28 protein-coding genes and 1 pseudogene are annotated in these 22,756 nt (G+C 73.8%); 20 read left to right on the top strand and 9 right to left on the bottom strand.

Going from position 1 to position 22,756, the window contains the following annotated elements:
• The first annotated feature begins 4 nt into the window (after window positions 1-4).
• The 4 genes from ACIRBX_RS02240 to ACIRBX_RS02255 all read left to right on the top strand — a co-directional run bounded on the left by ACIRBX_RS02240 (window position 5) and on the right by ACIRBX_RS02255 (window position 4,745).
• Window positions 5-925: a phytanoyl-CoA dioxygenase family protein gene (locus ACIRBX_RS02240; RefSeq protein ID WP_402293215.1), complete on the top strand. Its 921-nt coding sequence runs from the start codon at window positions 5-7 to the stop codon at window positions 923-925.
• Between the two features lie 68 nt (window positions 926-993).
• Entirely contained in the window at window positions 994-1,956 is a 963-nt protein-coding gene (locus tag ACIRBX_RS02245) for a thiamine pyrophosphate-dependent dehydrogenase E1 component subunit alpha (RefSeq protein WP_402293217.1), read from the top strand.
• Entirely contained in the window at window positions 1,953-2,939 is a 987-nt protein-coding gene (locus ACIRBX_RS02250; protein WP_402293218.1) for an alpha-ketoacid dehydrogenase subunit beta, read from the top strand. Before ACIRBX_RS02245 ends, ACIRBX_RS02250 begins: the two co-directional genes overlap by 4 nt.
• Before the next feature lie 237 nt (window positions 2,940-3,176).
• A complete protein-coding gene (locus ACIRBX_RS02255) occupies window positions 3,177-4,745 on the top strand; it encodes a M4 family metallopeptidase (protein ID WP_402293219.1) in 1,569 nt (522 codons plus the stop codon).
• Here ACIRBX_RS02255 and ACIRBX_RS02260 read toward each other — a convergent pair.
• A complete protein-coding gene (locus ACIRBX_RS02260) occupies window positions 4,679-4,852 on the bottom strand; it encodes a hypothetical protein (protein ID WP_402293220.1) in 174 nt (57 codons plus the stop codon). The genes ACIRBX_RS02255 and ACIRBX_RS02260 overlap by 67 nt on opposite strands.
• A 113-nt stretch (window positions 4,853-4,965) precedes the next feature.
• Window positions 4,966-5,367 (bottom strand): pyridoxamine 5'-phosphate oxidase family protein, encoded by a 402-nt coding sequence (locus ACIRBX_RS02265; protein ID WP_402293221.1) that lies wholly within the window; start codon window positions 5,365-5,367, stop codon window positions 4,966-4,968.
• A gap of 191 nt (window positions 5,368-5,558) precedes the next feature.
• On the opposite strand from ACIRBX_RS02265, the gene ACIRBX_RS02270 reads away from it, so the two are divergent.
• The 3 genes from ACIRBX_RS02270 (at window position 5,559) to ACIRBX_RS02280 (ending at window position 8,352) form a co-directional block, all read left to right on the top strand.
• Window positions 5,559-6,944, top strand: a complete 1,386-nt coding sequence (locus ACIRBX_RS02270; protein ID WP_402293222.1) for a DUF2252 domain-containing protein — start codon at window positions 5,559-5,561, stop codon at window positions 6,942-6,944.
• 190 nt (window positions 6,945-7,134) lie between these two features.
• Window positions 7,135-7,491, top strand: coding sequence for a hypothetical protein (locus tag ACIRBX_RS02275; RefSeq protein WP_402293223.1), 357 nt, complete (start codon window positions 7,135-7,137; stop codon window positions 7,489-7,491).
• Between the two features lie 183 nt (window positions 7,492-7,674).
• Window positions 7,675-8,352, top strand: a complete 678-nt coding sequence (locus ACIRBX_RS02280) for a hypothetical protein (RefSeq protein WP_402293224.1) — start codon at window positions 7,675-7,677, stop codon at window positions 8,350-8,352.
• A 243-nt stretch (window positions 8,353-8,595) separates the two neighbouring features.
• Here ACIRBX_RS02280 and ACIRBX_RS02285 read toward each other — a convergent pair whose 3' ends face one another.
• Complete coding sequence (locus tag ACIRBX_RS02285) at window positions 8,596-9,396, bottom strand: hypothetical protein (protein WP_402293225.1); 801 nt, start codon at window positions 9,394-9,396, stop codon at window positions 8,596-8,598.
• Between the two features lie 242 nt (window positions 9,397-9,638).
• On the opposite strand from ACIRBX_RS02285, the pseudogene ACIRBX_RS02290 reads away from it, so the two are divergent.
• The 4 genes and pseudogenes from ACIRBX_RS02290 to ACIRBX_RS02305 all read left to right on the top strand — a co-directional run.
• Window positions 9,639-9,818 (top strand): annotated as a pseudogene (locus ACIRBX_RS02290) (DUF2252 family protein); the annotation flags it as partial.
• A gap of 161 nt (window positions 9,819-9,979) precedes the next feature.
• Complete coding sequence (locus ACIRBX_RS02295; protein WP_402293227.1) at window positions 9,980-11,173, top strand: cytochrome P450; 1,194 nt, start codon at window positions 9,980-9,982, stop codon at window positions 11,171-11,173.
• Complete coding sequence (locus tag ACIRBX_RS02300) at window positions 11,170-11,409, top strand: ferredoxin (protein ID WP_402293228.1); 240 nt, start codon at window positions 11,170-11,172, stop codon at window positions 11,407-11,409. The genes ACIRBX_RS02295 and ACIRBX_RS02300 overlap by 4 nt, the downstream gene beginning before the upstream one ends.
• Window positions 11,410-11,565: 156 nt before the next feature.
• Window positions 11,566-12,006 carry a PPOX class F420-dependent oxidoreductase gene (locus tag ACIRBX_RS02305; protein WP_402293229.1) on the top strand — a complete coding sequence of 147 codons (441 nt, stop codon included), beginning with the start codon at window positions 11,566-11,568 and terminating at the stop codon, window positions 12,004-12,006.
• A gap of 73 nt (window positions 12,007-12,079) precedes the next feature.
• Here ACIRBX_RS02305 and ACIRBX_RS02310 read toward each other — a convergent pair whose 3' ends face one another.
• Complete coding sequence (locus tag ACIRBX_RS02310; RefSeq protein ID WP_402293230.1) at window positions 12,080-12,796, bottom strand: RimK family alpha-L-glutamate ligase; 717 nt, start codon at window positions 12,794-12,796, stop codon at window positions 12,080-12,082.
• Window positions 12,793-13,653, bottom strand: a complete 861-nt coding sequence (locus tag ACIRBX_RS02315; RefSeq protein ID WP_402293231.1) for a RimK family alpha-L-glutamate ligase — start codon at window positions 13,651-13,653, stop codon at window positions 12,793-12,795. Before ACIRBX_RS02315 ends, ACIRBX_RS02310 begins: the two co-directional genes overlap by 4 nt.
• Before the next feature lie 273 nt (window positions 13,654-13,926).
• Between ACIRBX_RS02315 and ACIRBX_RS02320 the strand changes: the two genes are divergently transcribed.
• Both ACIRBX_RS02320 and ACIRBX_RS02325 read left to right on the top strand, forming a co-directional pair.
• Window positions 13,927-14,607 carry an AAA family ATPase gene (locus tag ACIRBX_RS02320; RefSeq protein ID WP_402293232.1) on the top strand — a complete coding sequence of 227 codons (681 nt, stop codon included), beginning with the start codon at window positions 13,927-13,929 and terminating at the stop codon, window positions 14,605-14,607.
• Between the two features lie 187 nt (window positions 14,608-14,794).
• The gene (locus ACIRBX_RS02325; RefSeq protein WP_402293233.1) at window positions 14,795-15,535 is read left to right on the top strand and encodes a hypothetical protein; all 741 of its coding nucleotides are present in this window, start codon (window positions 14,795-14,797) and stop codon (window positions 15,533-15,535) included.
• A 91-nt stretch (window positions 15,536-15,626) separates the two neighbouring features.
• Here ACIRBX_RS02325 and ACIRBX_RS02330 read toward each other — a convergent pair whose 3' ends face one another.
• Window positions 15,627-16,085 (bottom strand): hypothetical protein, encoded by a 459-nt coding sequence (locus ACIRBX_RS02330; protein ID WP_402293234.1) that lies wholly within the window; start codon window positions 16,083-16,085, stop codon window positions 15,627-15,629.
• A 246-nt stretch (window positions 16,086-16,331) separates the two neighbouring features.
• On the opposite strand from ACIRBX_RS02330, the gene ACIRBX_RS02335 reads away from it, so the two are divergent.
• The 5 genes from ACIRBX_RS02335 to ACIRBX_RS02355 all read left to right on the top strand — a co-directional run bounded on the left by ACIRBX_RS02335 (window position 16,332) and on the right by ACIRBX_RS02355 (window position 18,372).
• Window positions 16,332-16,457, top strand: a complete 126-nt coding sequence (locus ACIRBX_RS02335) for a hypothetical protein (RefSeq protein WP_402293235.1) — start codon at window positions 16,332-16,334, stop codon at window positions 16,455-16,457.
• A gap of 94 nt (window positions 16,458-16,551) precedes the next feature.
• Window positions 16,552-17,481 carry a ketopantoate reductase family protein gene (locus ACIRBX_RS02340; RefSeq protein ID WP_402293237.1) on the top strand — a complete coding sequence of 310 codons (930 nt, stop codon included), beginning with the start codon at window positions 16,552-16,554 and terminating at the stop codon, window positions 17,479-17,481.
• A gap of 139 nt (window positions 17,482-17,620) precedes the next feature.
• Window positions 17,621-17,788: a hypothetical protein gene (locus tag ACIRBX_RS02345; RefSeq protein WP_402293239.1), complete on the top strand. Its 168-nt coding sequence runs from the start codon at window positions 17,621-17,623 to the stop codon at window positions 17,786-17,788.
• Window positions 17,789-17,817: 29 nt separating this feature from the next.
• Window positions 17,818-18,042: a hypothetical protein gene (locus tag ACIRBX_RS02350; protein WP_402293240.1), complete on the top strand. Its 225-nt coding sequence runs from the start codon at window positions 17,818-17,820 to the stop codon at window positions 18,040-18,042.
• Between the two features lie 90 nt (window positions 18,043-18,132).
• Window positions 18,133-18,372, top strand: coding sequence for a hypothetical protein (locus ACIRBX_RS02355; RefSeq protein WP_402293242.1), 240 nt, complete (start codon window positions 18,133-18,135; stop codon window positions 18,370-18,372).
• Window positions 18,373-18,408: 36 nt separating this feature from the next.
• Here ACIRBX_RS02355 and ACIRBX_RS02360 read toward each other — a convergent pair whose 3' ends face one another.
• Window positions 18,409-19,362 (bottom strand): polysaccharide deacetylase family protein, encoded by a 954-nt coding sequence (locus ACIRBX_RS02360; RefSeq protein ID WP_402293243.1) that lies wholly within the window; start codon window positions 19,360-19,362, stop codon window positions 18,409-18,411.
• A gap of 271 nt (window positions 19,363-19,633) precedes the next feature.
• On the opposite strand from ACIRBX_RS02360, the gene ACIRBX_RS02365 reads away from it, so the two are divergent.
• Complete coding sequence (locus ACIRBX_RS02365) at window positions 19,634-21,316, top strand: sensor histidine kinase (RefSeq protein WP_402293244.1); 1,683 nt, start codon at window positions 19,634-19,636, stop codon at window positions 21,314-21,316.
• 42 nt (window positions 21,317-21,358) lie between these two features.
• The gene (locus ACIRBX_RS02370) at window positions 21,359-22,009 is read left to right on the top strand and encodes a response regulator (RefSeq protein WP_402293246.1); all 651 of its coding nucleotides are present in this window, start codon (window positions 21,359-21,361) and stop codon (window positions 22,007-22,009) included.
• 289 nt (window positions 22,010-22,298) lie between these two features.
• Here the strand turns inward: ACIRBX_RS02370 and ACIRBX_RS02375 are convergent, their stop codons facing one another.
• On the bottom strand, window positions 22,299-22,583 hold the full coding sequence (locus ACIRBX_RS02375; RefSeq protein WP_402293248.1) for a hypothetical protein: 285 nt from the start codon (window positions 22,581-22,583) through the stop codon (window positions 22,299-22,301).
• On the bottom strand, window positions 22,583-22,744 hold the full coding sequence (locus tag ACIRBX_RS02380; protein ID WP_402293250.1) for a hypothetical protein: 162 nt from the start codon (window positions 22,742-22,744) through the stop codon (window positions 22,583-22,585). The genes ACIRBX_RS02375 and ACIRBX_RS02380 overlap by 1 nt, the downstream gene beginning before the upstream one ends.
• Window positions 22,745-22,756 lie beyond the last annotated feature (12 nt).

The following is a 22,756-nucleotide window of genomic DNA, read 5'->3' on the forward strand; positions in this document are numbered from 1 at the left end:
AGCCATGACCGACGCCACCGCGCACGAGTTCAGCCTCACCGAGGCGGAGCGCGCCCTGCTGCCCACCCCGGAGGAGCTCGACCACTACGCCGAGCACGGCTGGTACCTGTCGAAGAAGCTCTTCACCGACGAGGAGCTGGACCTGCTCCAGGACGCCACCGACAAGTACTACGAGGGCCACCGGGACCGCACCCTGCCGGTCCGGCCGCCGAAGCTGGCCTCCTGGCAGCCCTCGGACGGCCCCGTCCAGCGGCACAACGACTACCTCCACTACGAGAGCGAGACGGCCGGCCGGATCCTGCGCAAGCCGCTGCTCGGCGCGGTGGCCGCGCTGCTGGCCCGCACCGAGGAGATCCGGGTCTTCCAGTCCACCCTGATCCTCAAGCCCCCGGTGGCGGGCGAGCCGAGCAATCTGGTGCCCTGGCACTTCGACAAGCACTACTGGCAGACCAGCACCTCGGACCGGATGCTGACCGCCTTCATCCCGTTCCACGACTGCGGGGTGGAGAACGGCACCATCACCATGGTGGACGGCAGCCACCGCTGGCGGGAGCTGCCGGCCGGCGAGGACTCCAGCCGGCACTTCGCCGAGCGCGACAACTCCGAGCTGGACCAGCTGCTGGACGACAACGCCGCGTTCAACGGCGTCGAGGTGGTCAAGGTCCCGATCGAGATCCCGCGCGGCCACGTCAGCTTCCACCACTGCCGCACCTACCACGGCAGCGGCCCGAACCTGGCCGCGTACCCGCGCCGGGCGGTCTCGCTGCACCTCCAGGACGGCGCCAACGAGTACCGCCCGTGGGCGAAGGCGGACGGCACGCCGGTGGTCTACAACCACGACGTGCTGGTGCGCCGCACCCCGGACGGCCGCCCGGACTACGCCGACCCGGAGTTCTGCCCGCCGATCTGGCAGGGGTCGGTGTGACGACCACGCACCCCCCGGCGGCCACGGACCCCACGACCACCACGGACCCCACGACTGCCGCGCATCCCTTGGCCACCGAGCGGGACCGGTACCGGATGGTCCGGCTGATCCGGGGCTTCGAGGAGCTGGCCCTGGAGCTGGTGCGCACCGGGGACATCGTCGGCGGCACCCATCCGTACATCGGCCAGGAGGCGGTGGCGGTCGGGGTCTGCTCGGCGCTGGAGGCGGGCGACCAGCTCACCTCGACCCACCGGGGCCACGGCCACGTGCTCGCCAAGGGCGCCGACCCGGCCCGGCTGCTGGCCGAACTCACCGGCCGGGAGACCGGGTTGAACCGGGGCCGGGGCGGCTCGATGCACGCCGCCGACCTGTCGCTGGGCATCCTGGGCGCGAACGGCATCGTCGGGGCGGGTGCCCCGATCGCGGTCGGCGCGGCCTGGGCGGCACGGCTGGCCGGGCAGTCCCGGGTGGTGGCCAGCTTCTTCGGCGACGGCGCGCTCAACCAGGGCGTGGTGCTGGAGGCGTTCAACCTGGCCGCGATGTGGCAGGTGCCGGTGGTCTTCGTCTGCGAGAACAACGGCTACGCCACCACCCTGCCCGCCTCGGTGGCGGTGGCCGGCAGCGCGCTCGGCCGGGCCGAGGCCTTCGGCATCCGGGCGGTGGCAGTCGACGGGATGGACACCGAGGCGGTCCGGGAGGCGGCGCTGGACGCGGTCGCGTACGCCCGCTCGGGGGCCGGCCCGGTCTTCCTGGAGTGCACCACCTACCGCTTCGAGGGGCACCACACCATGGAGCGGCGGATGCGGCTCGGGTACCGCTCCGAGGAGGAGCAGGAGAACTGGCGGCTGCGGGATCCACTGCATCACGCCGCAGCTCTGCTCGGCGACACCGGGGAGGTCGACCGCGAGGTGGCCGAACTACTCGCCCAGGCCAGGGAGTTCGCGCTCTCCTCCCCGGCTCCCGAGGTGTCCGGCGCGGCCGACCACCTGTACGCCAGCGGCCTGCGGCCGAGGGCGGGGGCGCTCGGATGAGCTGGCTCTCGTACACCAAGGCGCTCAACCGGGCGCTGACCGACGCGATGGCCGAGGACGACTCGGTGGTGGTGCTCGGCGAGGACATCGGGGCCGGGCTGGCCGGGCCGACGCTCGGGCTGCAGAAGCGCTTCGGCGCGGGCCGGGTGGTGGACACCCCGCTCTCCGAGCAGGGCTTCACCGGGATGGCGGTGGGGGCGGCGCTGGCCGGGCTGCGGCCGGTGGTGGAGTTCCAGATCCCCGCGCTGCTCTTCCTGGTCTTCGAGCAACTGACCAACCAGGCGCACAAGTTCTCGCTGATGACGGGTGGTCAGGCGAGCGTGCCGCTGACCTGCCTGGTGCCGGGCTCGGGCTCCCGGGACGGCTGGGCGGGGCAGCACTCCGACCACCCCTACAGCCTGTTCGCCCACATGGGCGTGAAGACCGTGGTGCCGGCCACGCCGACCGACGCCTACGGTCTGCTCCGCTCCGCGATCGCCGACCCGGACCCGGTGGTGGTCTTCGCCCCGGCCGCCGCACTGGCCGTCCGGGACGACGTGACCGGTGAGCTGCCGGCCGTCCCGCTGGGCTCGGCCCGGATCCACCGCGCGGGCACCGACGTCACGGTGGTCGCGGTCGGCCACCTGGTGCACGACGCACTGGCGGTGGCCGAGGAGTTGGCGGCGGAGGGGATCTCGGCCGAGGTGCTCGACCCGCGCACGCTGCACCCGTTCGACTGGGACGCGCTCGGCGCCTCGCTGGAGCGGACCGGGCGGCTGGTGGTGGTCGACGACTCCAACCGCAGCTGCGGCATCGGCGGCGAGATCCTGGCCACCGCCGCCGAGCAGTACCGGCTGGTGGCCCCGCCCCGGCGGATCACCCGCCCGGACGGCACCGTGCTGCCGTTCGCCCGCGAACTGGACCGCGCCCTCCAGCCGGGCCGGGACCAACTCCGGGACGCGGTGCGGGCGGTGGTCAAGCAGGAGGCTTCCCGACTGCGGTGAGACCGGGGGCGGGCGCGTCCGCACTCTGGACAGATACTGACGGGTACATGTACAAAAGCTGTCCCGGCTGCGTCCGCCCCCTCGCCCTCACCCGTACAGCGCGCCCCTCCGCCGTGCCCAGCGCCACCGTGCACAGAGCACCACCATGCACAGCACCACCATGCCCGGCACCACCGTGCCGTCGCGCCACCGGTCGCCGCCGAAGCTGCACACTGCCCCCGCGTCCCGAGGAGCACCATGCACTTCCGCACGCGTACCGCCGCCGTCGCCACCGTCGTCGCACTGGCCGCCGGCGCCATCACCGCCGCCGCCCCGGCCACCTCCGTGAGCCGGGACGGCGGAGCCACCCAGGCCCGCACCGTCCGTGACGTGATCACCGACGCGGACGGCACCCGGCACGTCCGCTACGACCGCACCTACGCCGGACTCCCGGTGCTGGGCGGCGACTTGATCGAGCACCTGGCCCCGAGCGGCGCACTGCGCTCCACCGACCGGGCCACCGAGGGGTCGATCGCGGTCGCCTCCACCACGCCGAAGGTCTCCGGCGAGAGCGCGGGCTCGCAGGCCGTCCGCGAGCTGTCCCGGGCAGCCGGTGCCGAGGGGAAGGCGGTGGGCAGGGCCCAGGCCCAGCCTCAGCTGGTGATCGACGCGCTGCACGGCGCACCCCGGCTGGCCTGGCAGACCACCACCACCGGGCAGGACTCGCTGGGCAATCCGGTCTCCCGCACCGTTCTGCTGGACGCCCGGACGGGTGAACAGATCGACGCCTGGGACGCGTTGGAGACCGCCGCCGGCGACGGCCAGTCGCTGTACAGCGGCACCGTGCCGCTGCAGACCACCGTCTCCGGCTCGACCAACCAGCTGAAGGACCCGACCCGGGGCAACACCTACACCGGCGACGCGGCCAACAAGACCGACCTGTGCTTCGGGTCCATCTGCTTCAGCCGGGCCCCCGCGACGCTGTTCACCGACGCCGACAACCACTGGGGCAACGGCGCCACCACCGACCGCGCCTCGGCCGCGGTGGACGCCCAGTACGGCACCAACGTGACCTGGGACTACTACAAGACCGTCCACGGCCGCAACGGCATCGCCGGCGACGGCAAGGGCGCCTACAACCGGGTGCACTACGGCAGCAACTACAACAACGCCTTCTGGGACGACAGTTGCTTCTGCATGACCTACGGCGACGGGGACGGCAACGTCTTCGGCCCGCTGGTCGCCCTCGACGTGGCGGGGCACGAGATGTCGCACGGCGTCACCTCGCGCACCGCCAAGCTGGTCTACTCCGGCGAGTCCGGCGGCCTCAATGAGGCCACCTCGGACATCTTCGGCACCCTGGTGGAGTTCTACGCCGGCAACGCCAACGACCCCGGTGACTACCTGATCGGCGAGGAGATCGTGAAGCCCGGCTTCGGCAAGGCCGCGCTGCGCTTCATGGACAAGCCGTCCAAGGACACCAAGTCGGCCGACTGCTGGAGTTCGAGCGTCGGCAACCTGGACGTGCACTACTCCTCGGGCGTGGCCAACCACTTCGCCTTCCTGCTGGCCGAGGGCAGCGGCGCGCGGGTGGTCGGCGGCGTCTCCTACGACAGCCCGACCTGCAACGGCTCGACCGTGAACGGCATCGGCCGGGACAAGCTCGGCAAGATCTGGTACCGCGCGCTGACGGTCTACATGACCTCCGGCACCACCTACGCGGGGGCCCGCACCGCCACCCTGAAGGCCGCCACCGACCTCTACGGGGCCGGCAGCACCGAGTACGCCGCGGTGGCCGCCGCGTGGTCCGCGGTCGCGGTCAACTGACCCTGCTGCGGCACCCGATCGGCCCGGACCGGCTCGCGGTCCGGGCCGAAGTGCTCGGTCAGGCGGTCCAGCAGACGCTGGAAGTTCACGGTTTCCTGCTCGTTCAACGTATCGGTCCGCATCCCTGAGGGTTCGTTCGTTCGACCCTGCGATGCTCTCCCGAACGGCTCAACAGCCGATAAACGACACGCCGTTCGAACCGGAACCGATCAATCACACATCAGAACCGGCCGAGCACCCGGTCGACCGCGATCTCGATCGCCACCCGGGCCGGGTTCTCCCGGGGCGCCCGGTACCGCGCGGTGTACCGCGCCACCGCCTCGGCCACCGCCTCCGGTTCGTCGCGCACCACCGCCCGGCCCTCCAGGGTGCACCAGCGGGCACCGTCCACCTGACAGACCGCCACCCGCAGCCCGGCCGGACCGGCCGCCAGCACGTTGCGCACCTTGCGGCTGGAGCCGCTGCTGATCACCCGGGCGGTCCGGGTCTCCGGGTCGTAGGTGACGCCCACCGGGGCCACGTGCGGCGTGCCGTCGGGGCGCAGCGTGGTGAAGGTGGCCAGGTGCCGCTCGGTCCAGAACGGGAGGAAGCCGTCGCCCAGCGCGGCGAGATCGTGAGACATGCTCCGCATGCTACGGGGCCGCGCGCCGTCCGGGTCGTGACACCCCTGTGGCAGCTCCGTTGCAGCTCAGGACTGCTCCCCGGGCCCTGCGCAGGGTAGCGTCTGCTCGTCACCCGCGCTGTGCGGGCGGCGCCGGCGCCGTCGGGCGCCACGGGGAGCCGGGCGCGGGAGTGCCACGGGGAGGAGACACGGTGCGGGAGTTCGCGGTCGAGGGGTTCGCGGCCTGGCCGCCGCAGGGCGGGGCGAAGCGGCGCGGCAGGGACCTGCGGGAGAAGACGCCGCGCGAGGCGCACGCCTGGTTCGAGCCGCCGGCGGACCGGCCGTCGGTGGTGGAGTCGGTGGAGTCGGCCAACGCCGGACGGCTGCAGTCGCTGGTGCCGATCCGGGTTGGCCGGATGGCCGCCTCGCCGTTCGCCTTCCTGCGCGGCTCGGCCGGGCTGATGGCGGCCGACCTGGTCTCCACGCCCACCAGCGGCCTGACCGCCCAGCTGTGCGGGGACGCGCACGCGGCCAACTTCGGCCTGTACGGCGACGCCCGGGGCCGGCTGGTGATGGACATCAACGACTTCGACGAGACCGTGCCCGGCCCCTGGGAGTGGGACCTCAAGCGCCTCGCCGCCAGCCTGGTGCTGGCGGGCCGTCAGGCCGGGGCGGACGAGGACGCCTGCCGCCGGGCGGCGTTCGACGCGGCCGGGTCCTACCGGCGCACCATGCGCCTGCTGGCGGGGCTGCCGGCCATAGACGCCTGGAACGCGGTGGCCGACGAGCACCTGGTGACCTTCGCCGAGGCGCAGGACCTCCGGGTGGTGATCGAGGGCGTGGCGGAGAAGGCGCTGCGCAACACCAGCGCCCGCTTCGCCTCGAAGTCCACCGTCCAGGAGCCGGACGGGCGTTCGCGCTTCGTCCCGGCGCCGCCGGTGCTCCGGGCGGTACGCGACGAGACCGCCGACCTGGTCGCGGCCTCGCTGTCCGGCTACCGGGAGACGGTGCCGGTCGAGCTGCACCCGCTGCTCTCCCGGTACAGCGTCCAGGACGTCGCCTTCCGGGTGGTGGGCACCGGCAGCGTCGGCACCCGCTCGTACGTGGTGCTGCTGCTGGACCAGCGCTCGGAGCCGCTGGTGCTCCAGGTGAAGGAGGCCCGCCCGTCCGTGCTGCTGCCCCACCTGGCGCGCGCGGGCTACCCGGTGACCACCCGGGTGACGCACGAGGGCCAGCGGGTGGTGCTCGGCCAGAAGCGGATGCAGGTGGTCACCGACGTGCTGATCGGCTGGACCACGGTGGACGGACTCCCGTACCAGGTACGGCAGTTCCGCAACCGCAAGGGCAGCGTCGACCCGGCCGCGCTGCAGCCCGCACAGCTGGACGACTACGGCCGCCTCACCGGCGCGCTGCTGGCCCGGGCGCACGCGCACACCCTGGACGCGGCGGTGGCCGCGGGCTACTGCGGCAAGAACGAGGCACTGGACGAGGCGGTGGCCGCGTTCGCGGTGGCCTACGCGGACCGGACCGAGGCGGACCACGCCGAGCTGCTGGCGGCCGTCCGCTCGGGCCGCCTGGCGGCCGAGACCGGCATCTGACGACCTCCCAGCTCACCGTGGGGGCACACCCGTTCGCAGGTGCGCCCCCGCGGCTTGTCCCCAGCGCGCGCTTGGTGTTCTTCGACAGGTGACCTTGAGCGTTTGGCAGGCGATCTTGACCGTCAGGAGGTTTCTGCTTTTGACCGGATCGGGGCGTGGCGGGGTTCCTGCGCGGGCGGAGGGCGGTGCCGTGCCGGCGGACCAGGGATGGGACGGCCCCTGGTACCGCGTCCGCACGGACCGCTTCGAGGCGTCGTTCCTGCCCAGCACAGGCGAGGCCCTGGACGGCGTCTGCAACGCCGACGTGGAGGTCCGGCTGACAGCGGACGGCTCACGCTGGAGCGCGACCGTGTTCACCCTCGCCGAGGTCGGACGCCTCGTGGAGAGGTGGTCCCGGACCGGCGAGGCGCTGGAGGGCCGCTCCTTCTGGTGCTCCGACGGCCTCGTCGTCCGGGAGCCCGGCATCGACAGCAAGACGCAGGTGCTGGCCGGCCTGCTCGACGACGGTGAGTTCACCCAGGTCCTCCAGCGCCTCCACGACGAATGACCCCCACGCTCAGTCGGCCGGATGGGCGGTCACGATCTTCTGACACTCGGTCAAGATCGCCTGTCAGAGGGCATCCGATGCCGTGTGACCGTCTCATCGAGGTTTGATCCGTCTCATCGGGGTTTGACGGCTGGGGGTTTGTCTCATCGAAGGTTGATATGGCAGTCCGGGTACGGTACGGGGATGATCGAGGATCTTCCCGCTGGTGACGGTGAGCCGGATGGGCTGCTGCTGGCCGGCTACTTCGTCGCGGTGCCGGCGTCGTCGAACGGTTCGGCCGTGCCCCGCAGGCCGGGGCTGACGACGGCGTCCGACTGCCGGGCTGAGCGACTGCCGGAGGACGGGCGCTGGTTCGCCAGCGCCCCTGAGGCGCTGGCGGCCTGTCGGCTCCTGCCGGTCCCCGAAGGAGCCCGCCTCTACGCCCTGTTGGTGCCATCCGGTCACGCCGACGGCCTCACGGCCGACATCCGCGCTGACGGCACGGACGAGCCGGTGCTCCTCGGAAACCTCGGCCGCCACTGCCGTGTGCCGGCCGGGGAGCTCGCCGAGGGCGGGCGCGAGATCGGCTGGGAGGTGCTCAGCTACGACCTGGGCCAGGTTCACACCTGGCTGTGCAATGACCTGCAGCAGGACGGCGCGCGCGAACTCGGCGTGACGACCGACCCCGACCGTGTCCTGCTGCCCGACCGGGAAGCCGCCGCTCTGGTCGCCGCCTGGGCCAACGCCCGGGGTGACACACCCGGCACCTGGTACCCCGCCGCCCTGATCGAATGGGAGTCCCCCGTAGTGGGCCGGGAGTCGACGGGCGCAGACGCCCCGACGCCTGTCGGCTCCCGGCCCTGGTGGCGCCGGATCTTCTAGAGCCCGGCCCAGCCCGAGCGACGTGGCGGAGGGCGGTCCGTCCCATGGGAGTTGGACCGGTTGGTAGGGCTGCTCGTCGTGGCTGACGTGGAGGGACCGGCCGGTGAGCCGCCAGCAGATGCTGTGCCTGGTCAGTGCCCACACAGTTGGACGGCTTGGATTCGGTGCGGACGTGCCGATGTGACGATCAGTGACTCGCCGCTGGGGACGGGTACGGGCGGGCGCAGCCTGCCCTCGTGTCGCTCAGGGCAGTCGTACCGCCTCGACAACGGTGTCGTTCAGCAGCGCCTCGATGAGGGCCGGAGGCCCGGCGACCTTGGTGGCCCACAGGTCGTAGTCGGTGCACAGGACCCATGAGCGGTCTTCGGCCCAGAGGTTGGTCGGGCTGAAGTCGGCCAGGTCGGCCTCGGGAACGTCGTAGAGGAGCTTGGCGTCACCGAGACGCCCCACCCGCACATGGAGGTTGTCGAAGTCTTCGGCTCCGAGCGTCAGCGGGTTGTAGTAGATCAGGCAACGGGTGTCCGGGCCTGCGGGACTGTGCGCGGTGAGGATGTCGATCAGCCGGATCCAGCTCTCACGGTCCAGGCTCCCCTCGGTGGGAGGGGCGATGCCCAGCGGCCAACTGCCGTTCCTTTTCACCGAGGGGAAACAGCGGAAGCAGGGCCGCAGCCCGTCGGGGACGACGGGGTCGCCGGTCCGCCGGGCGAGTTCCGCCCAGCGCAGCCGCCGCCAGCCGGGGCCGGGGTGCTCGGCGCGGCCCAGGCCGCCTCCCGTGGCGACGCCCACGGCGTCGAGGTCGATGCCCGCGACAGTGTCGCGCGGCGCGCTCCCGTCCGCCAGGCGTGCCTGGCGGTACTCGTGGTGCGACACGTCGCCCGGCCCGTGCTCGTGTTCGTACATGGCATTGAGCACCCAGGCCGCATCGGGCATCGCCGGCGGCATGAACCCGGTCAAACCGTCGCCGCACAGCTCAAGCAGCCAGTCCGTCGCGCCGATCGGCGCGAGCGGCCACATGTCCGACAACAGGTTCGATTCCGCAGGCATGGGTTCATGATCTCAGGTGCGGCCACGGGCCACGCGAGCCACCAAAATCATGCCGCTGCCCCGCCACTGGGCACGTTCCCGTGTACGTGGCCGGGCGCCGGGAGGTGCACCTCGACTGACCGGCATGTTCGAGGATGAAGGCGCCTGAACGGGCGGTCCAACTCGCCTGCCCATCAGTCAAGGCCGTCCGTCAAAGGTCACCGGCGTCCTCTGGCAGGCGATCTTGACGGAGCCCGTCGGCGCGCGCGGGCTACCCGGTGACTGCCTGGGCGACGCACGAGGGCCAGCGGTTGGTGCTCGGCCAGAAGCGGATGCAGGTGGTCACCGACGCGCTGAGCGGCTGGGCCACAGCGGAGGCGGACCACGCCGAGCTGCTGGCGGCCGTCCGCTCGGGCCGCCTGGCGGCCGAGACCGGCATCTGACGACCTCCCAGCTCACCGTGGGGGCGCACCCGTTCGAAGGTGCGCCCCCGTGGCTAGATCCCAGCGCGCGCTTGGCTGGTTCGCCCCCTACCTGACACGGTCTACGGGGCCTACGGTCAGTGGTGGCCCGGACCCGCTCCGTATCAGGGAGTACACCCCCCATGACCACTGCACCCCTCATCCCGCTGCACTGCCTGCGCCACCTCGAAGCGGGGCCGCCCCGCCAGGCCGCCCTGCCGACCGGCACCCCGGTCTGGCTCTGCACCCGGCACGCGGACGTCCGCCAGGCGCTCACCGACCCCCGGCTCGGCCGCGCCACCCTCTACGCCGAGGACGCCCCGGCCGTCACCCTGACGCCGAACATCCTCGACGTGCCCGGCACCCTGATCAACCTGGACGGCCCGGAGCACCAGCGGCTGCGGCGCACCGTGCAGCGGGCCTTCACTCCCCGGGCGATCGAGCGCTGGCGCCCGTGGGTCACCTCGGTGATCGACGGCCTGCTGGACGAACTCGCCGCCCAGGACGGCCCGGTGGACGTGATCGGGGCCTTCACCCGGCCGCTGCCGGTCGCGGTGATCAGCCGGCTGATGGGCCTGGACGGGCTGGACATGAGCCGGCTCGGCCACTGGAGCGACCACGCGCTCTCCGCCTCCGCCTACACGGCCGAGGAGATCCAGACCGCGATGGGCGAATTCGCGGGCTTCTGCCACCAGTTGGTGACCGACCGGCGGAAGAACCCGGGCGACGACCTGGTCAGCAGCCTGGTGCAGGCGGCCGACGAGACCGAGGGCGTCACCGACGAGCAGGTGATCATGCTGGTGCTCGGCCTGGTGGTGGCCGGCCACGAGACCACCATGACCACCCTGGGCAACGCGCTGGTCTACCTGCTCGGCCGGGACCGGGACGCCTGGGCGCGGATCGCGGAGAGCCCGGAGGCCGCTGCCACCGCCTCCGAGCAGGTGCTGCGCACCATCCCGCTGGGCGACCGCGACAGCTTCCCGGGGCTGCTCCGCCGGGCCACCGAGGAGTTGGAGATCGGCGGGGTGACCATCCCGGCCGGGGCGATCGTGGCCGCCGACACCGGCTCCGCCAACAACGACCCCGCGGTCTACCCGCCGCTGCCCGAGGACGGCAGGCGCGACCTGTTCTCCCCCGTCGGCACCCCGAGCCTGACCTTCGGCGCCGGCCCGCACCACTGCCTGGGCGCCTGGCTGGCCCGGATGGAGCTGGAGGACGGGCTGCACCGCCTGGCCGCCCGCTTCCCGGCCCTCGAACTGGCCGTCACCGAGCCGGACATCGACTGGCGCACCGGCCTGCTCACCCGCAGCCCGAACACCCTCCCGGTCACCTGGTGACCGCCGCCACCGGCCCGCTGGAGACCCGGGTCGACCGCACCCGCTGCGTCGGTACCGGCGCCTGCGCGGCCACCGCACCGGCCGACCTGACGCTGACCGCCGACGGCCGGGCCCAGACCCTGCGCCGCTCCCCGAGCGACCTCGAACTCATCACCGAGGCAGCCGAGTTGTGCCCGGTGGAGGCCATCACCGTCCACCGCGCCGACACCGGCGAGCAGGTCGCCCCGCTGTACTGAGCCGAAACGCGCCGGGCCGACCGCACCGAGCCCGGCGCGTTGAGCCGGCTTCACCGAGACGAGCGCGGTGGCTCCGGTGTGCCCTGCGGCGCACCGGAGCCACCGCGCTTCGCCGTTCCCGGCCCGACGGCCCCACCGACCGGATACCGTGCCCGCATGACCGTGAGCTTCGAACCGGCCGTCCGTGAACGGCTGCTGGCCCCCCACTTCTGGTACGTCGGCACCGTGAACGCCGACGGCTCCCCGCAGGTCAGCCCGATGTGGGTGGACCTGGAGGGCGACGGCGAGCTGACCTTCAACTCCTCGGCCGGCCGGGTCAAGGAGGAGAACCTCCGCCGCGATCCGCGCGTCTACCTCTCGCACGCCGACCCGGCCGACCCCTACGACCGGATCCAGATCAGCGGTGTGGTCAGCCGCTTCGTCGAGGGCCCGGAGGCCGTCGAGCGGATGGACCGGCTGGCCCGGAAGTACCTCGGCACCGAGCGGTACGAGTGGCTGGTCCCCGGCGAGCGGCGGGTCGCCGTGGTGGTCCGTCCGCTGAAGGTCCGTCACATCGTCGGGGTGGAGCCCTTCCGCGCCGGCCACGGGCAGGCCTGACCGCACGAAGCGGTCTTCCGGGAACTCGTGAGGCGGCCGTGACCGCAGGCCCCGCGCGCCTCGGTGAGGTCCCTCAGCCGGCCGTCACCAGCGCGGCCAGCGCCTCCGGGGCGCCGCGCCCGCCCCGGATGCCGGGGAAGGCGTTGACGTCCACGATGACCGGCTCGCCCGCCACCTCCAGCACGTCCACGCCGTAGACGGTGAGGCCGAAGGCCGGGCCGCAGCGCAGCGCCAGCTCGGGGTAGCGGGGCCGGTGGTCGACGGACTGCCGTGCCCCGGGGGCGAGTTCGGAGCGGCGCAGCTCGCCAAAGACCTGCTCGCCGACCACCCAGAGCTTGTGGTCCCAGCCGTCGCCGGGCAGGAAGGGCTGGTGCACCACGGGCTCGCCGGGCCAACGGGCCGTCAGCTCCGCCAGCTCCCCCGCGTCCCGGGCCTTGGCGACCAGGTCCAGTTTGCGGCTGTACCGGCTCTTCACCACCAGCGGGAAGCGCGGCTCCGCCAGCGTCTCCACGAACGGCAGCCCGGCCGCCGTGGCGGTGGCCGCCATCCACTCCCGGTCCTGGCAGTTCCCGGTGGCGGCAGCCGGGTTGACCACTCGGGCGCCGGCCCGCTCCAGCTCCCGGGCCAGCCCGAGCGCCGCCGGGGTGCGCGCCTTCAGCAGGTAGACCTCGGCCGGATCCGCCGGGTCGGGCGCGTCCCACTCCACCCGGTGCCCCGCGGCGGTGAGCAGCGCCGCCGTGCCGGTCAGCAGCGGATGCTCCGGATCCCGGCAGATCACCCCGATCCTCACAGCAGGGCACCCGCCACCGGGACGACCGCCCGGGGTGCCGGCACGGAGGACCCGCGCCGGGCCAGGCCGAGGATCGCCCGGGCCACCCGGGGCACCGCGTCCGGCACCTGACGGAAGCTCGGGAAGTCGTTGACGTCCACCACCACCGGGCCGTCCGGGCCGAACACCACGTCCACGCCGAACAGGTCGAGCCCGTACAGCTCCCCGATCCGGTGCACGATCCGGGCCACCTCGGCGCTCAGCGGCACCGCCCGCTCGCGCTTCTCCCCCGCCACCAGCGGGGAGGTCCGTTCGGTGGCGAACAGCTCGCCGTCCAGGCTGTAGACCTTGAGGTCGATCCCGGAGTTGCGCACCCAGGGCTGCGCGATCAGCATCCCCTCATCTGCGAACTCGGCCTCCAGCTGGCCGAGTTGGTCGATCGAGTCGACCCGGCGGACCGCCCGGCCCCGGCTGCCCTCGGCCGGCTTGACCACCAGTGGGTAGTAGTCGCCCGGGATGCCGGCCAGGTCGGACGGCCGGGCCGCCGCCCAGGTCGGCGGCACCGGCAGGCCCTGCCCGGCGGCCCGGATCGCGGCCGAGACCTTGTCCCGCACCACCCGGATCGCCCGGGCGTCGTTCACCGTGGTCAGCCCCGCCGCCGCAGCCGCCTCCAGCAGGCCGAGGCCCGGTCCGCCGGAGACCGTCTTCAACACCCAGAGGTCATGGCTGCCCGCCCGGACCAGCCCGTCCAGCGCCAGCAGCGAGCCGCTGGGCCGCAGCACGTCCACCCGGTGCCCCCAGTCCGCCAGTTGCCGGACCACGTCCCGGGGGATGCCGTCGTTCCGGTACAGCTCCTCCACCAGGAAGCAGATCCTCATCCGCCTCGCCCCCTACCCGCCAGCCGTCTCGTCGTCAGAGAACGCCCAGCTTGCCATGAATCGGGCACCCCAAGATCATTCACCCCGTAAGGAATCGGCCACAGACCTGCCACAGTCCGCCCTCCAAGGTCACGGCTTCGTCCCGAGCCGACCCCGTTCCGGGCTGGTCAGTGCCTGCTGTCCGCCCCGCCCATTACCCTTTCTTGGTAATAGGCCCACCTCCGGCACCTGCCCGCCGGCCGGGGCGAGGGGGAGGGCCGTGAAGGAGGGTCAGTGCGCGAGACCGTCAGCCCGGGTCCGGTCCGGCCGGATCCGACCGGGCACCGCGTGCCGGCGCAGCAGCCCGCAGCGCCCCGTGCGCACACCGGGAGCGGTGTCGTCCTGCGCCCGCACGACCTGCACGACCTGCGGGCCCTGCCCGTCCCCGGCGTGCTCAGCTACCCCGCCGCCGACCTGCTGGTGGTCTCCGGCCTGCCCGGCAGCGGCAAGTCCACCCTGATGGGGCGCTGCGCGATAGCCCCGGTGATCGACTCCCAGCACAGCCGGGAGCACTGGGCCGCCCGGCTGCCGTCCGCCGTCCCGTACGCGCTGTACCGGCCGCTGGTCCGCGCCCACCACTACCTCCGGCTGCGCCGCGCCCTGCTGGCCGGCGGCCCGCTGGTGGTGCACGACTGCGGCACGCTGCCCTGGGTCCGCGCCTGGCTCTCCCGCACCGCCGCCCGCCAGGGCCGCCGCCTGCACCTGCTGATCCTCGACTCCACCCCGCAGCAGGCCCGTCAGGGCCAGCTCGCCCGGGGCCGCCGGGTCTCCGCCTACGCCTTCGCCCGCCACCGCCGCGCCACCACCCGGCTGCACGCCGCCCTCGCCTCGGGCCCGCTCCCGGGCTGCGCCTCCACCGTGCTGCTCTCCCGCCCGGGCGCCCTCGCCCTGGACCGCATCACCTTCACCGACTGACCCACCGTCACCCGAACCGCGGCCCGCAGCCCGCAGCCCGCAGGCGACCGGTCCTCCCGCCTCCTCCCCGTCCACCCTCCCGCCCGTTCCGTCAGGTACCCGTCCGTACCACGCCACGCACGGCAGGACGGGTGATCCGGACGGCGGGTCGCCGGGCCGGGACGCGGTCCGTCGCTAGGGTGCGGGCATGACGGACACCCTGCGTGAGGCACGTCTGCGGCGGCTCGCCGAGCGGCTCGGCACCGAGCACCGGACGACCTTGGAGCCGCTGTACGACCCGGCGCGGCAGAGCTGGACGCTCCGCTGGTACGACGGCCCCTCGGTGGCCGAGGTACGGGCCGCCCTGCACCGGGAGGAGCCGGACCGGACCGCCGTGCTGACCCGACGCCACCTGACGGTCCGCGCCCTGGCGCTGGCCGCGATCCGGGAGACCAGGGATGGCAACCTGCGCCGCTGGGTGGGCAGTTGGGGTCAGCGCTACCACCTGGAGCAGATGATCGGCGACCGCCCGCACCCGGACCGCCCGGCCGGCCCCCGCGAGGAGGCGATGCTCGCCCGGCTGCTCGCCGCCGCCACCGCCGGCACCGGCGACTGGGCCGTCCCGGACGAGCACCGCGTCTTCGACCTCGTCGCCCGCCAGGGCATCGCCTGGCTGCTCCCCTCGCACGAGCTCGCCCCGCCCGGGGACCAGGCCGACGGCACGGCCCTGACCCCGCTCGAGTACCTCACCTCCCGCTACGCCACCGGCGAGCACCGCACCGCCTGGGAGACCTCCCTCACCCCGCTGCCGGTCGACGCCGCCGTCACCGCCGCGCGCACCGACCCCGAACCTGCCTCCGGGAGCACCCGCGCGGCACTCCTGCTGCTCCCCGCGCCCGACGTACCGGCGGCACCGGCTCACCCCTGCGGGGAGCCCGGCGGACAATGACCCGGCCCGGCCACGGGCCGCCCCCGAGGGCGGTTCCGGGTGCGTGGACCGGAACCGCCCTCGGGGTCGGCGGCGCTGCGGGACGGTCAGGTCAGCAGTTGGTGGACCACCAGGAGGCCCGGCTGCCGTGGTCCGAGTAGAGGCAGTACAAGGTGCTGCCGCTCCACGACCCGATGGTGTGCCGGTTGGGCCAGGCCACCCCGTACTGCAGGTTGAGGTTGGCCCCGCCCAGGCTCACCCACGGCCCCCACGCGCCTCCGGCGGTGGTCTGGATCGTGGTCCAGACCGCGCGGTCGGCGCCGAGTCCGCTGATCTCCTTGCGGCCGTCGGTCCACGTCACAACGGTGTACTGGCTCGCGCAGAGCAGCTGCCGGGAGGCGGCTCCGGCCGGGAAGTACGTGGTGCAGGCGCTCGTCCCGTCGTACCAGCCGGGGGCGCTGGCGGTCTCGATGTCCACGTAGCCGCTGCCGGCGGCGTTCGCCGTCCCGGCACCGCCGAACACCCCGAGGAGGACGGCGAACAGAGCGATCATCAGACGTAGCTTCTTCAAGGAGTTCTCTTCCCGCTCATCCCGGGGGACCTCCGCCGGGGCTCAGAGTCTGCCGGAGCGGATTCGAGGGCTCGTACCCCTGTGGGGGTAACTGTGCCCGCCCGGCAGGGACCCCCAGCCGCCCACGGTGCGCCCCCGGGCCGACTTCCCGGAGTACGGTCCGGAATCCCTCCCGGTCCGCCGACCAGGGCCCAACTGCGGCCACACCCTTGACTGTTCGTTGACCACCCCGCTGGGATGGGCCCCGTGAGCGACAAACGGAACCTCAGCCTCGGCCGCCTCTCCGGCTGCATCGCCCTCGTCCTGGTGACGGCCGCCCTGGTCGCCCTCCTGGTCTGGGTGCTCGGCAGCACCAGCGGCACCATGCACTGACCCGCTCCCCCGGGCCTGCCCGGGAATCAGCGGAGCCCGCCGTTCGCTGACCGTGGCACACCCCACGGGAACCGGACAGGAAGGGCCACACCGCATGAAGAGCCTGGTCGTCGGCGCAGGTGCCACCGGCGGATACTTCGGAGCCCGACTGGCCCGGGCCGGCCACGACGTGACCTTCCTGGTCCGCCCGGCCCGCGCCGAGCACCTCCGCACGCACGGCCTGCGGATCACCGGCCTGACCGAACTCCACCTACCCGAGCCGCAGTTGGTCACGGCCGACGAGCTGACGGCAGCCGACTTCGACCTCGTCCTGCTCTCCGTCAAGGCCACCGCCCTCGACCGGGCCCTCGACGACCTGGCACCGGCCGTCGGCCCCGGCACCGCGATCGTGCCGCTGCTCAACGGCCTGGCCCACCTCGACGTGCTCAACGCCCGCTTCGGCCCGACCGCCGTGCTCGGTGGCGTCGCCAAGGTGGTGACCACGCTCGGCCCCGAGGGCGAGATCGTCCAGCTCGCCCCTCCCGTCAACCTCACCCTCGGCGAGCAGGACGGCCACCTCTCCGAGCGCGTCACCGCCCTCCGCACGGCGCTCACCGAGGCGGGCGTGCCCACCGATCCGACACCCGACGTGCTCGCCGCGATGTGGCACAAGTGGGTCTTCATCACCACCCTGGCCACCGTCACCGGCTTCCTGCGCGGCACCGTCGGCGAGGTCGGCGCCGTGCCGGGCGGCACCGCCTTCGCGGAGGCCGTGCTGGCCGAGTGCTCCGCCGTGGCCGAGGCCGCCGGCCGCCCCGTCCCAGCCGCCGAACTCGCCGCCACCCGCGCCGTGGTGACCGCCCCCGGCTCCCCGCTCACCGCCTCGCTGGCCCGCGACGTGCTGGCCGGCCGCCACACCGAGGTCGAGCACCTGCTGGGCGACCTGACCGCCAGGGCCCGCACCCTCGGCGTCCCCACCCCGCTGCTCGACGTCGCCACCCTCCACCTGAGGGTCCACCAACTCCGGGCCGGGGCAGGGTCCTGAGGCCGGACGGGTGCGAAGCTGCCTCCGAGCGGGTATCCCCGGTTCGGGAGCGGGCACGGTGCTCGGGGAGGCAGTGGTGGGCAGGGCCGGAGTCATCGCCTGGGCGGCAGCCGCGACGTCGACTGTGGGCCTGCTCCTGATGTCCGTCGTCGACGGCGATCGGCCCTTCCTGGTGCGCCTCCTCCCGCTGCTGCTGTGCGTCTCGGGACTCGTCACCTTCTTCGCCGTGGCCAGCACGATCCCGGGCGAGGGCGGTGACGTCGGCGGGAACGGGTACGGCGGCTACGGCCCGGTCGGCGCGCTCTGACAGCCGGCCACCACAGCTCGGGGGAAGCCATGAGCAGGTCCAGGGTCATCACCGGATGGGCGGTGGTGGTGACGTCCTTCGCGGCGGGCGTGGTGGTCCGGGCTGCCGACTGGCCCCGGTGGGCGATCGGCGCCTGCGTCGTCGCGAGCCTCTTCGGGGTGCTGGCCGGCTTCCTCGTCATCGACGGCTTCGGACCCGCCGGCGGGGACGGCAGCGGCTCGGACGGGGGTAACGGCCCGGGCGGCGCCATCTGACACCCCGCCACCGCACCCCGCCGGGTGCCGGACGGCCGCCGACGGGGTGCACCCTCATCGTCGGAACGGATCTCCGCACCGGGGGAAGCCATGGAGACCAGACGGGTCGCGGGTGGTGTGCTGCTGACGGCGGGGGTGGTGAGCCTGGGCCTGTACCTGGCGCTCCACGACTCCGCGCCCGGCTGGCTGCTCACGGTGCTGCTGCTCATCGCAATCGCCGCGGGGGGCACCGGCTACGGCCTGCTCTTCGGCGACGCCGGGGGTGGCGGCGGCGGTGGCGGCTCGAACATCGGGGACGGGGGCTACGGCCCCGGTGGCGGCGGTCTCTGACGCACCGCCACCGCACCACCACCACCACTGAGCGGCTCAGCCCAGGTAGTCGTCCAGCCGGGCCAGGGCGAAGCCCTGTTCGGTGGCGGTGCGGATCACCAGCCGGGCCAGGTCGGTCATCGAGCCGCCCCACTGCCCGGCGCCCCGGAAGTGGGTGAGGATGATGTCCCCGGGGTGCAGCCGCTGGTCGAGGTGGCGGTACTCCATCCGGTCGGGGAACGCCTCCTCGTTCCAGAGCGGCATCGCGGTGATGCCGCAGTCCTTGGCGGCCCGCAGGGTGTCGGCGTTGAACTCCCCGTACGGGGGCCGGAACAGTACCGGCCGGGGCCCGACCTCGCGGACCAGCTCGTCCTGCTGGCCGCAGATCTGCCGGCTCTGCTGCTGCCGGTCCAGCCGGCGCAGGTCCTTGTGGTCGAGGGTGTGGTTGTTCACCCGCACCCCCTGGTCGTTCAGCTCACGGAAGTAGCCGTAGTCCGACCGGGCCAGGTAGCCGGAGACGAAGGCGCTGAACGGGACGCCGAGTTCGCGCATCATCCGGTTGAACCGGCGGTCCTTCTCGAGGCCGTCGTCCACCGTGAGGAAGACCACCTTGTCGGTGGTCGGCACCCGCCGCACCCGGGCCGGCAGCCCGTCCCCGGAGAGCTGCACGTGCGGTCCGTTCTCGCGCAGCTCCGGCTTGACGGCGGGCGGCGCGGGCGCCGGCAGCGGCGGCGCGTCGAGACCCCAGGCCCTGGCCAGCTCGGTGAGCTCGGAGCCGGTGAGCGGCGCCGCCCGCACCCGGGGTTCGGCGACCGGGTGGTACTCCTGCTCCGAGGCCCGACCGGGCAGCACGGCTGCGGCGGGGTTCGCCACGGCGGCAGCGGCGGCCGGGGGTGGAGCGGTGTCCCGCCCGGGCTCGGACGGGAGCGAACCGCAGCCGGCTGCGGTGACGGCCAGACAGAGCCCGGCCAGGAGGCGGCTCCGGGTGATCCGAGATGATCCGATGGACATACCAGTACATCTTCCGCACGGAACGCCCCGCACCACCCTGCCGCGCCGTCGGGTCCACCGAATGCCGCACTCCGTCCCCTCCTCCGAGCCACCGACCAGCCGACCAGCCGACCAGCCGCCCCGCCCGACCCACCGGCCGGGGTGTGACGGCCCGTCACCCGGCCGAGGCAGGCGCCACCCGGCTCCACCCCGCCTCGCGACTTTCGTCGCGCCCGCGCCGCGACCATCGCCGACTCCCGTCCGGCCCGGCCCGTCGTCTAGCCTCGCGAGCGTGAGCGAGCGCACTGCGGAACACCCAGGCAGCAACCCCGGCACGTCCCCCGGCGACGACGCCGACAGGGGGCGGCGGACCGCGCGGACCCGGTGGGAGCACCTGGTCCGCACCGTCCTGCCCGGGCCCTGGGACCGCCGCACCGTCCGGAACGAAGCCGTCGGCACGCTGCTCGCCGCCCTGCTGGCCGCCGGGCTCGACGTGCTGGGCGCCGGTTCGCCGCTCCGCACCGTGCTCGCCTCCGGCGGCGCGGCCCTGCTCTTCCTGCTCCGGCGGGGCCTGCCCCGCACCGTGCTGGTGCTCGCCGCGTTCGGCTGCGGCCCGCTCTCCGCCTGGCTGCCCACCCTGATCGGCTCGGCCTGGTCGCTCGGCCGCCGGGTGACCCGGGCCCGGGACGCGGTGATCGCCACCGTCGTGGCGTTCGCGGCGATGATGACCTACGACCTGATCGCCGACCGGCACGCCCTGTCGCTGCCCGCCCTGCTCGGTCTGAGCACCGGCGCCTTCCTGGTGCTCGCGGTGCTGCCGGCCGTCTTCGGCCGGTACCGGGCCCAGCGCCGGGCCCTGCTCACCGCCCTGGAGGAGCGCAACGCCCAACTGCTCCGCGAACGGGCGATGATCGCCCGCCAGGCCCGGCTGCGCGAACGGCACCGGATCGCCCAGGACATGCACGACAGCCTCGGCCACCAGCTGGCCCTGATCTCGGTGCACACCGGCGCACTGGAGGTGGACCGCACCCTGACCGACCGTCAGCGCGAGGCGGTCGGAGTACTGCGCCAGGCGGCCGTCGGCGCGATGCGGGAACTGCGCGGGGTGATCGGCCTGCTGCGGGAGGACGACCAGACCGAGGAGGAGCAGTCCGGCGGCCTGGCCGAGATCCCGCGTCTGGTCGAGGCGTCCCGGGCCGCCGGTGCGCAGGTGACGCTCACCCGGCCGGACGACGCGCGCACCGTCACCACCGCCACCGGCCACGCCGCCTACCGGATCGTCCAGGAGGGGCTGACCAACGCGCACAAGCACGCGCCCGGCGCCCCGATCACCGTCGCGCTGCGCTTCGAGCCGGACGCCCTGCTGGTCGAGGTGGTCAACTCCCCCTGCCCGCCCGGTGCGCCGGCGACGGTCAGTGGTGGCCAGGGCCTGACCGGGCTGCGCGAGCGGGCCCGTCTGCTCGGCGGCATGCTGCACACCGGCCCGACCCCGGACGGCGGCTACCGCCTGGCCGGCGTCCTCCCGTACGACGGCACCGGCCGCCCGGCCGGCGAGGACCTGGAGGCGGACCTCGGGCTGGCACTGCCCGGCGGGGCGTCGCCGCTGAAGCGGCGCCGTCCGGCGCTCGGCTGCGCGGTGGCGGTCGGCGCGGTGGCGCTGGTCCTGATCGGCCTGCTGGTCTGGGGCGGCGTCAAGTTCGTCCAGTCGCTGGAGGAGACCACCCTCCTCCAGGACCGTTACGTCTCCTTCCAGATCGGCCAGCCCGAGGACCAGGTCCGCCGCCAACTCCCGCACGGCAGCGGCTTCCTGACCGAGGGCTTCGAGCGCCAGGGGCCGGCCGTGCCGCCCGGGGCGACGTGCGTCTGGTACCTCTCCGAGGACCAGCCCGACGGGCTGTCCACCAGTGAGGTCTCCCGGCTCTGCTTCCGGGACGGCGTGCTGATGGAGAAGGTGCAGTACCGTGCGGACGGATGATCACGGTGAGGGCCACCGCGATCCGGGAGGGAGGACGGCACCGTGATCCGAGTCCTGGTCGCCGACGACGAGCCGCTGATCCGGGCCGGCATCCGGATGATCCTCGGCAGCGAGACGGACATCGAGGTGGTCGCCGAGGCGGGCGACGGCCGTGCCGCGCTCGAACTCGCCCGCGAGCACGCGGTGGACGTCCTGCTCCTCGACATCCGGATGCCGGTGCTCGACGGGCTCGGCGCGCTGGCCGAGCTCCCGCGCTACGCGCCGAGCGCACGGGCGCTGATCCTCACCACCTTCGGCGAGCGGGAGAACGTCCTGCGGGCCGTCACCTCCGGCGGGGCGGGCTTCCTGCTCAAGGACACCGCACCGGCCGAACTGATCCAGGCCGTCCGGGCCGCCGCCGTCGGGCACGCCTTCCTCTCCCCCGCCGCCACCCGCCACATCGTCGACAGCCTGGCCGCCTCACCCGCCGCCGACGCCCGCGCCGCCGACGCCCGGGCCCGGCTCGCCACCCTCGCCCCGCGCGAACGCGAGGTCCTCGACCTGCTCGGCGAGGGCCTCTCCAACGCGGACGCCGGTGCCCGCCTGCACATGAGCGAGGCCACCGTGAAGACCTACGTCAGCCGCATCCTGGCCAAGCTCGGCTGCGACAACCGGGTCCAGGCCGCGCTGCTGGCCCGCGACGCCCGGGGCTAGCGCCCGGGACCGCGCGGTGACCGTCCCCGCAGGGTGCCCGCCGGGGGACCGCGCACCGAGCTCCGGCGGCCGACGCACCGGACCAGCGGCCACCCCGGCACCGCTCCGGACTCCTCCGGACGGGGCTCGTGGAGCTGCACACTCTCACCTTCGAGGTGACGGGCCGGGCCGGGGTGACGGAGGGCCGACCCCGAACGATGGCCGTCGCCGCACCGGCACCGGGCCCGCCGAGGCCTCCGCCGACCGGCTGACCCGGCGTCAACCGGGCACCCGGGGCCACCCTCCGGTCTCAGCGCAGGCGGGTGCGGGTCCCCGGGCCGGAGCCCGCGCGGCTGGGGCGGCGCGCGCGGGTGCGGCGCGCGCCCTCGGTCTCGGCGGCGGCCTCGGCTGCGGCCCGCGCGGTCCGCAGCGCGAACGCGGCCGCGAACGCGGGCTCCCGGATGCCGAGTTCGGCCATCCGGCCCTGGCAGGGGGAGCACCAGAGCGCGCTCGCCGCGCTGCCGTCCCCGTACCGCAGATCCTCCGGCGGCAGGTAGTGCACCCCGCACTCCTGGCAGACGAAGACCAACCGCATCAGCCCCACACCTCCCCGGTACCGCCGCAGCGTCCGCACGGCGAGAGGTACCGGTACTCGCGGGCGACCTGGTCGCCCCGGCTGTCGGTCTCCACCGTGTGCTCGGTCTTCTCGGTCACCCGGCCGCCACCGCAGCCGGGGCAGAGCTGAGGCTCAGCCACCTTACCGTCACC

The sequence above is a fragment of the Kitasatospora sp. NPDC096147 genome, from assembly GCF_044763225.1.
In the GTDB taxonomy this organism is placed as follows: Bacteria; Actinomycetota; Actinomycetes; order Streptomycetales; family Streptomycetaceae; genus Kitasatospora.

What these genes read in the sequence shown, in the direction of transcription:
- ACIRBX_RS02240 (WP_402293215.1), top strand. Translation starts at nt 5, where the DNA reads ATGACCGACGCCACCGCGCACGAGTTCAGCCTCACCGAGGCGGAGCGC.
- ACIRBX_RS02250 (WP_402293218.1), top strand. Translation starts at nt 1,953, where the DNA reads ATGAGCTGGCTCTCGTACACCAAGGCGCTCAACCGGGCGCTGACCGAC.
- ACIRBX_RS02255 (WP_402293219.1), top strand. Translation starts at nt 3,177, where the DNA reads ATGCACTTCCGCACGCGTACCGCCGCCGTCGCCACCGTCGTCGCACTG.
- ACIRBX_RS02265 (WP_402293221.1), bottom strand. Translation starts at nt 5,367, where the DNA reads ATGTCTCACGATCTCGCCGCGCTGGGCGACGGCTTCCTCCCGTTCTGG.
- ACIRBX_RS02280 (WP_402293224.1), top strand. Translation starts at nt 7,675, where the DNA reads ATGATCGAGGATCTTCCCGCTGGTGACGGTGAGCCGGATGGGCTGCTG.
- ACIRBX_RS02285 (WP_402293225.1), bottom strand. Translation starts at nt 9,396, where the DNA reads ATGCCTGCGGAATCGAACCTGTTGTCGGACATGTGGCCGCTCGCGCCG.
- ACIRBX_RS02295 (WP_402293227.1), top strand. Translation starts at nt 9,980, where the DNA reads ATGACCACTGCACCCCTCATCCCGCTGCACTGCCTGCGCCACCTCGAA.
- ACIRBX_RS02305 (WP_402293229.1), top strand. Translation starts at nt 11,566, where the DNA reads ATGACCGTGAGCTTCGAACCGGCCGTCCGTGAACGGCTGCTGGCCCCC.
- ACIRBX_RS02315 (WP_402293231.1), bottom strand. Translation starts at nt 13,653, where the DNA reads ATGAGGATCTGCTTCCTGGTGGAGGAGCTGTACCGGAACGACGGCATC.
- ACIRBX_RS02325 (WP_402293233.1), top strand. Translation starts at nt 14,795, where the DNA reads ATGACGGACACCCTGCGTGAGGCACGTCTGCGGCGGCTCGCCGAGCGG.
- ACIRBX_RS02340 (WP_402293237.1), top strand. Translation starts at nt 16,552, where the DNA reads ATGAAGAGCCTGGTCGTCGGCGCAGGTGCCACCGGCGGATACTTCGGA.
- ACIRBX_RS02345 (WP_402293239.1), top strand. Translation starts at nt 17,621, where the DNA reads ATGTCCGTCGTCGACGGCGATCGGCCCTTCCTGGTGCGCCTCCTCCCG.
- ACIRBX_RS02350 (WP_402293240.1), top strand. Translation starts at nt 17,818, where the DNA reads ATGAGCAGGTCCAGGGTCATCACCGGATGGGCGGTGGTGGTGACGTCC.
- ACIRBX_RS02355 (WP_402293242.1), top strand. Translation starts at nt 18,133, where the DNA reads ATGGAGACCAGACGGGTCGCGGGTGGTGTGCTGCTGACGGCGGGGGTG.
- ACIRBX_RS02360 (WP_402293243.1), bottom strand. Translation starts at nt 19,362, where the DNA reads ATGTCCATCGGATCATCTCGGATCACCCGGAGCCGCCTCCTGGCCGGG.
- ACIRBX_RS02375 (WP_402293248.1), bottom strand. Translation starts at nt 22,583, where the DNA reads ATGCGGTTGGTCTTCGTCTGCCAGGAGTGCGGGGTGCACTACCTGCCG.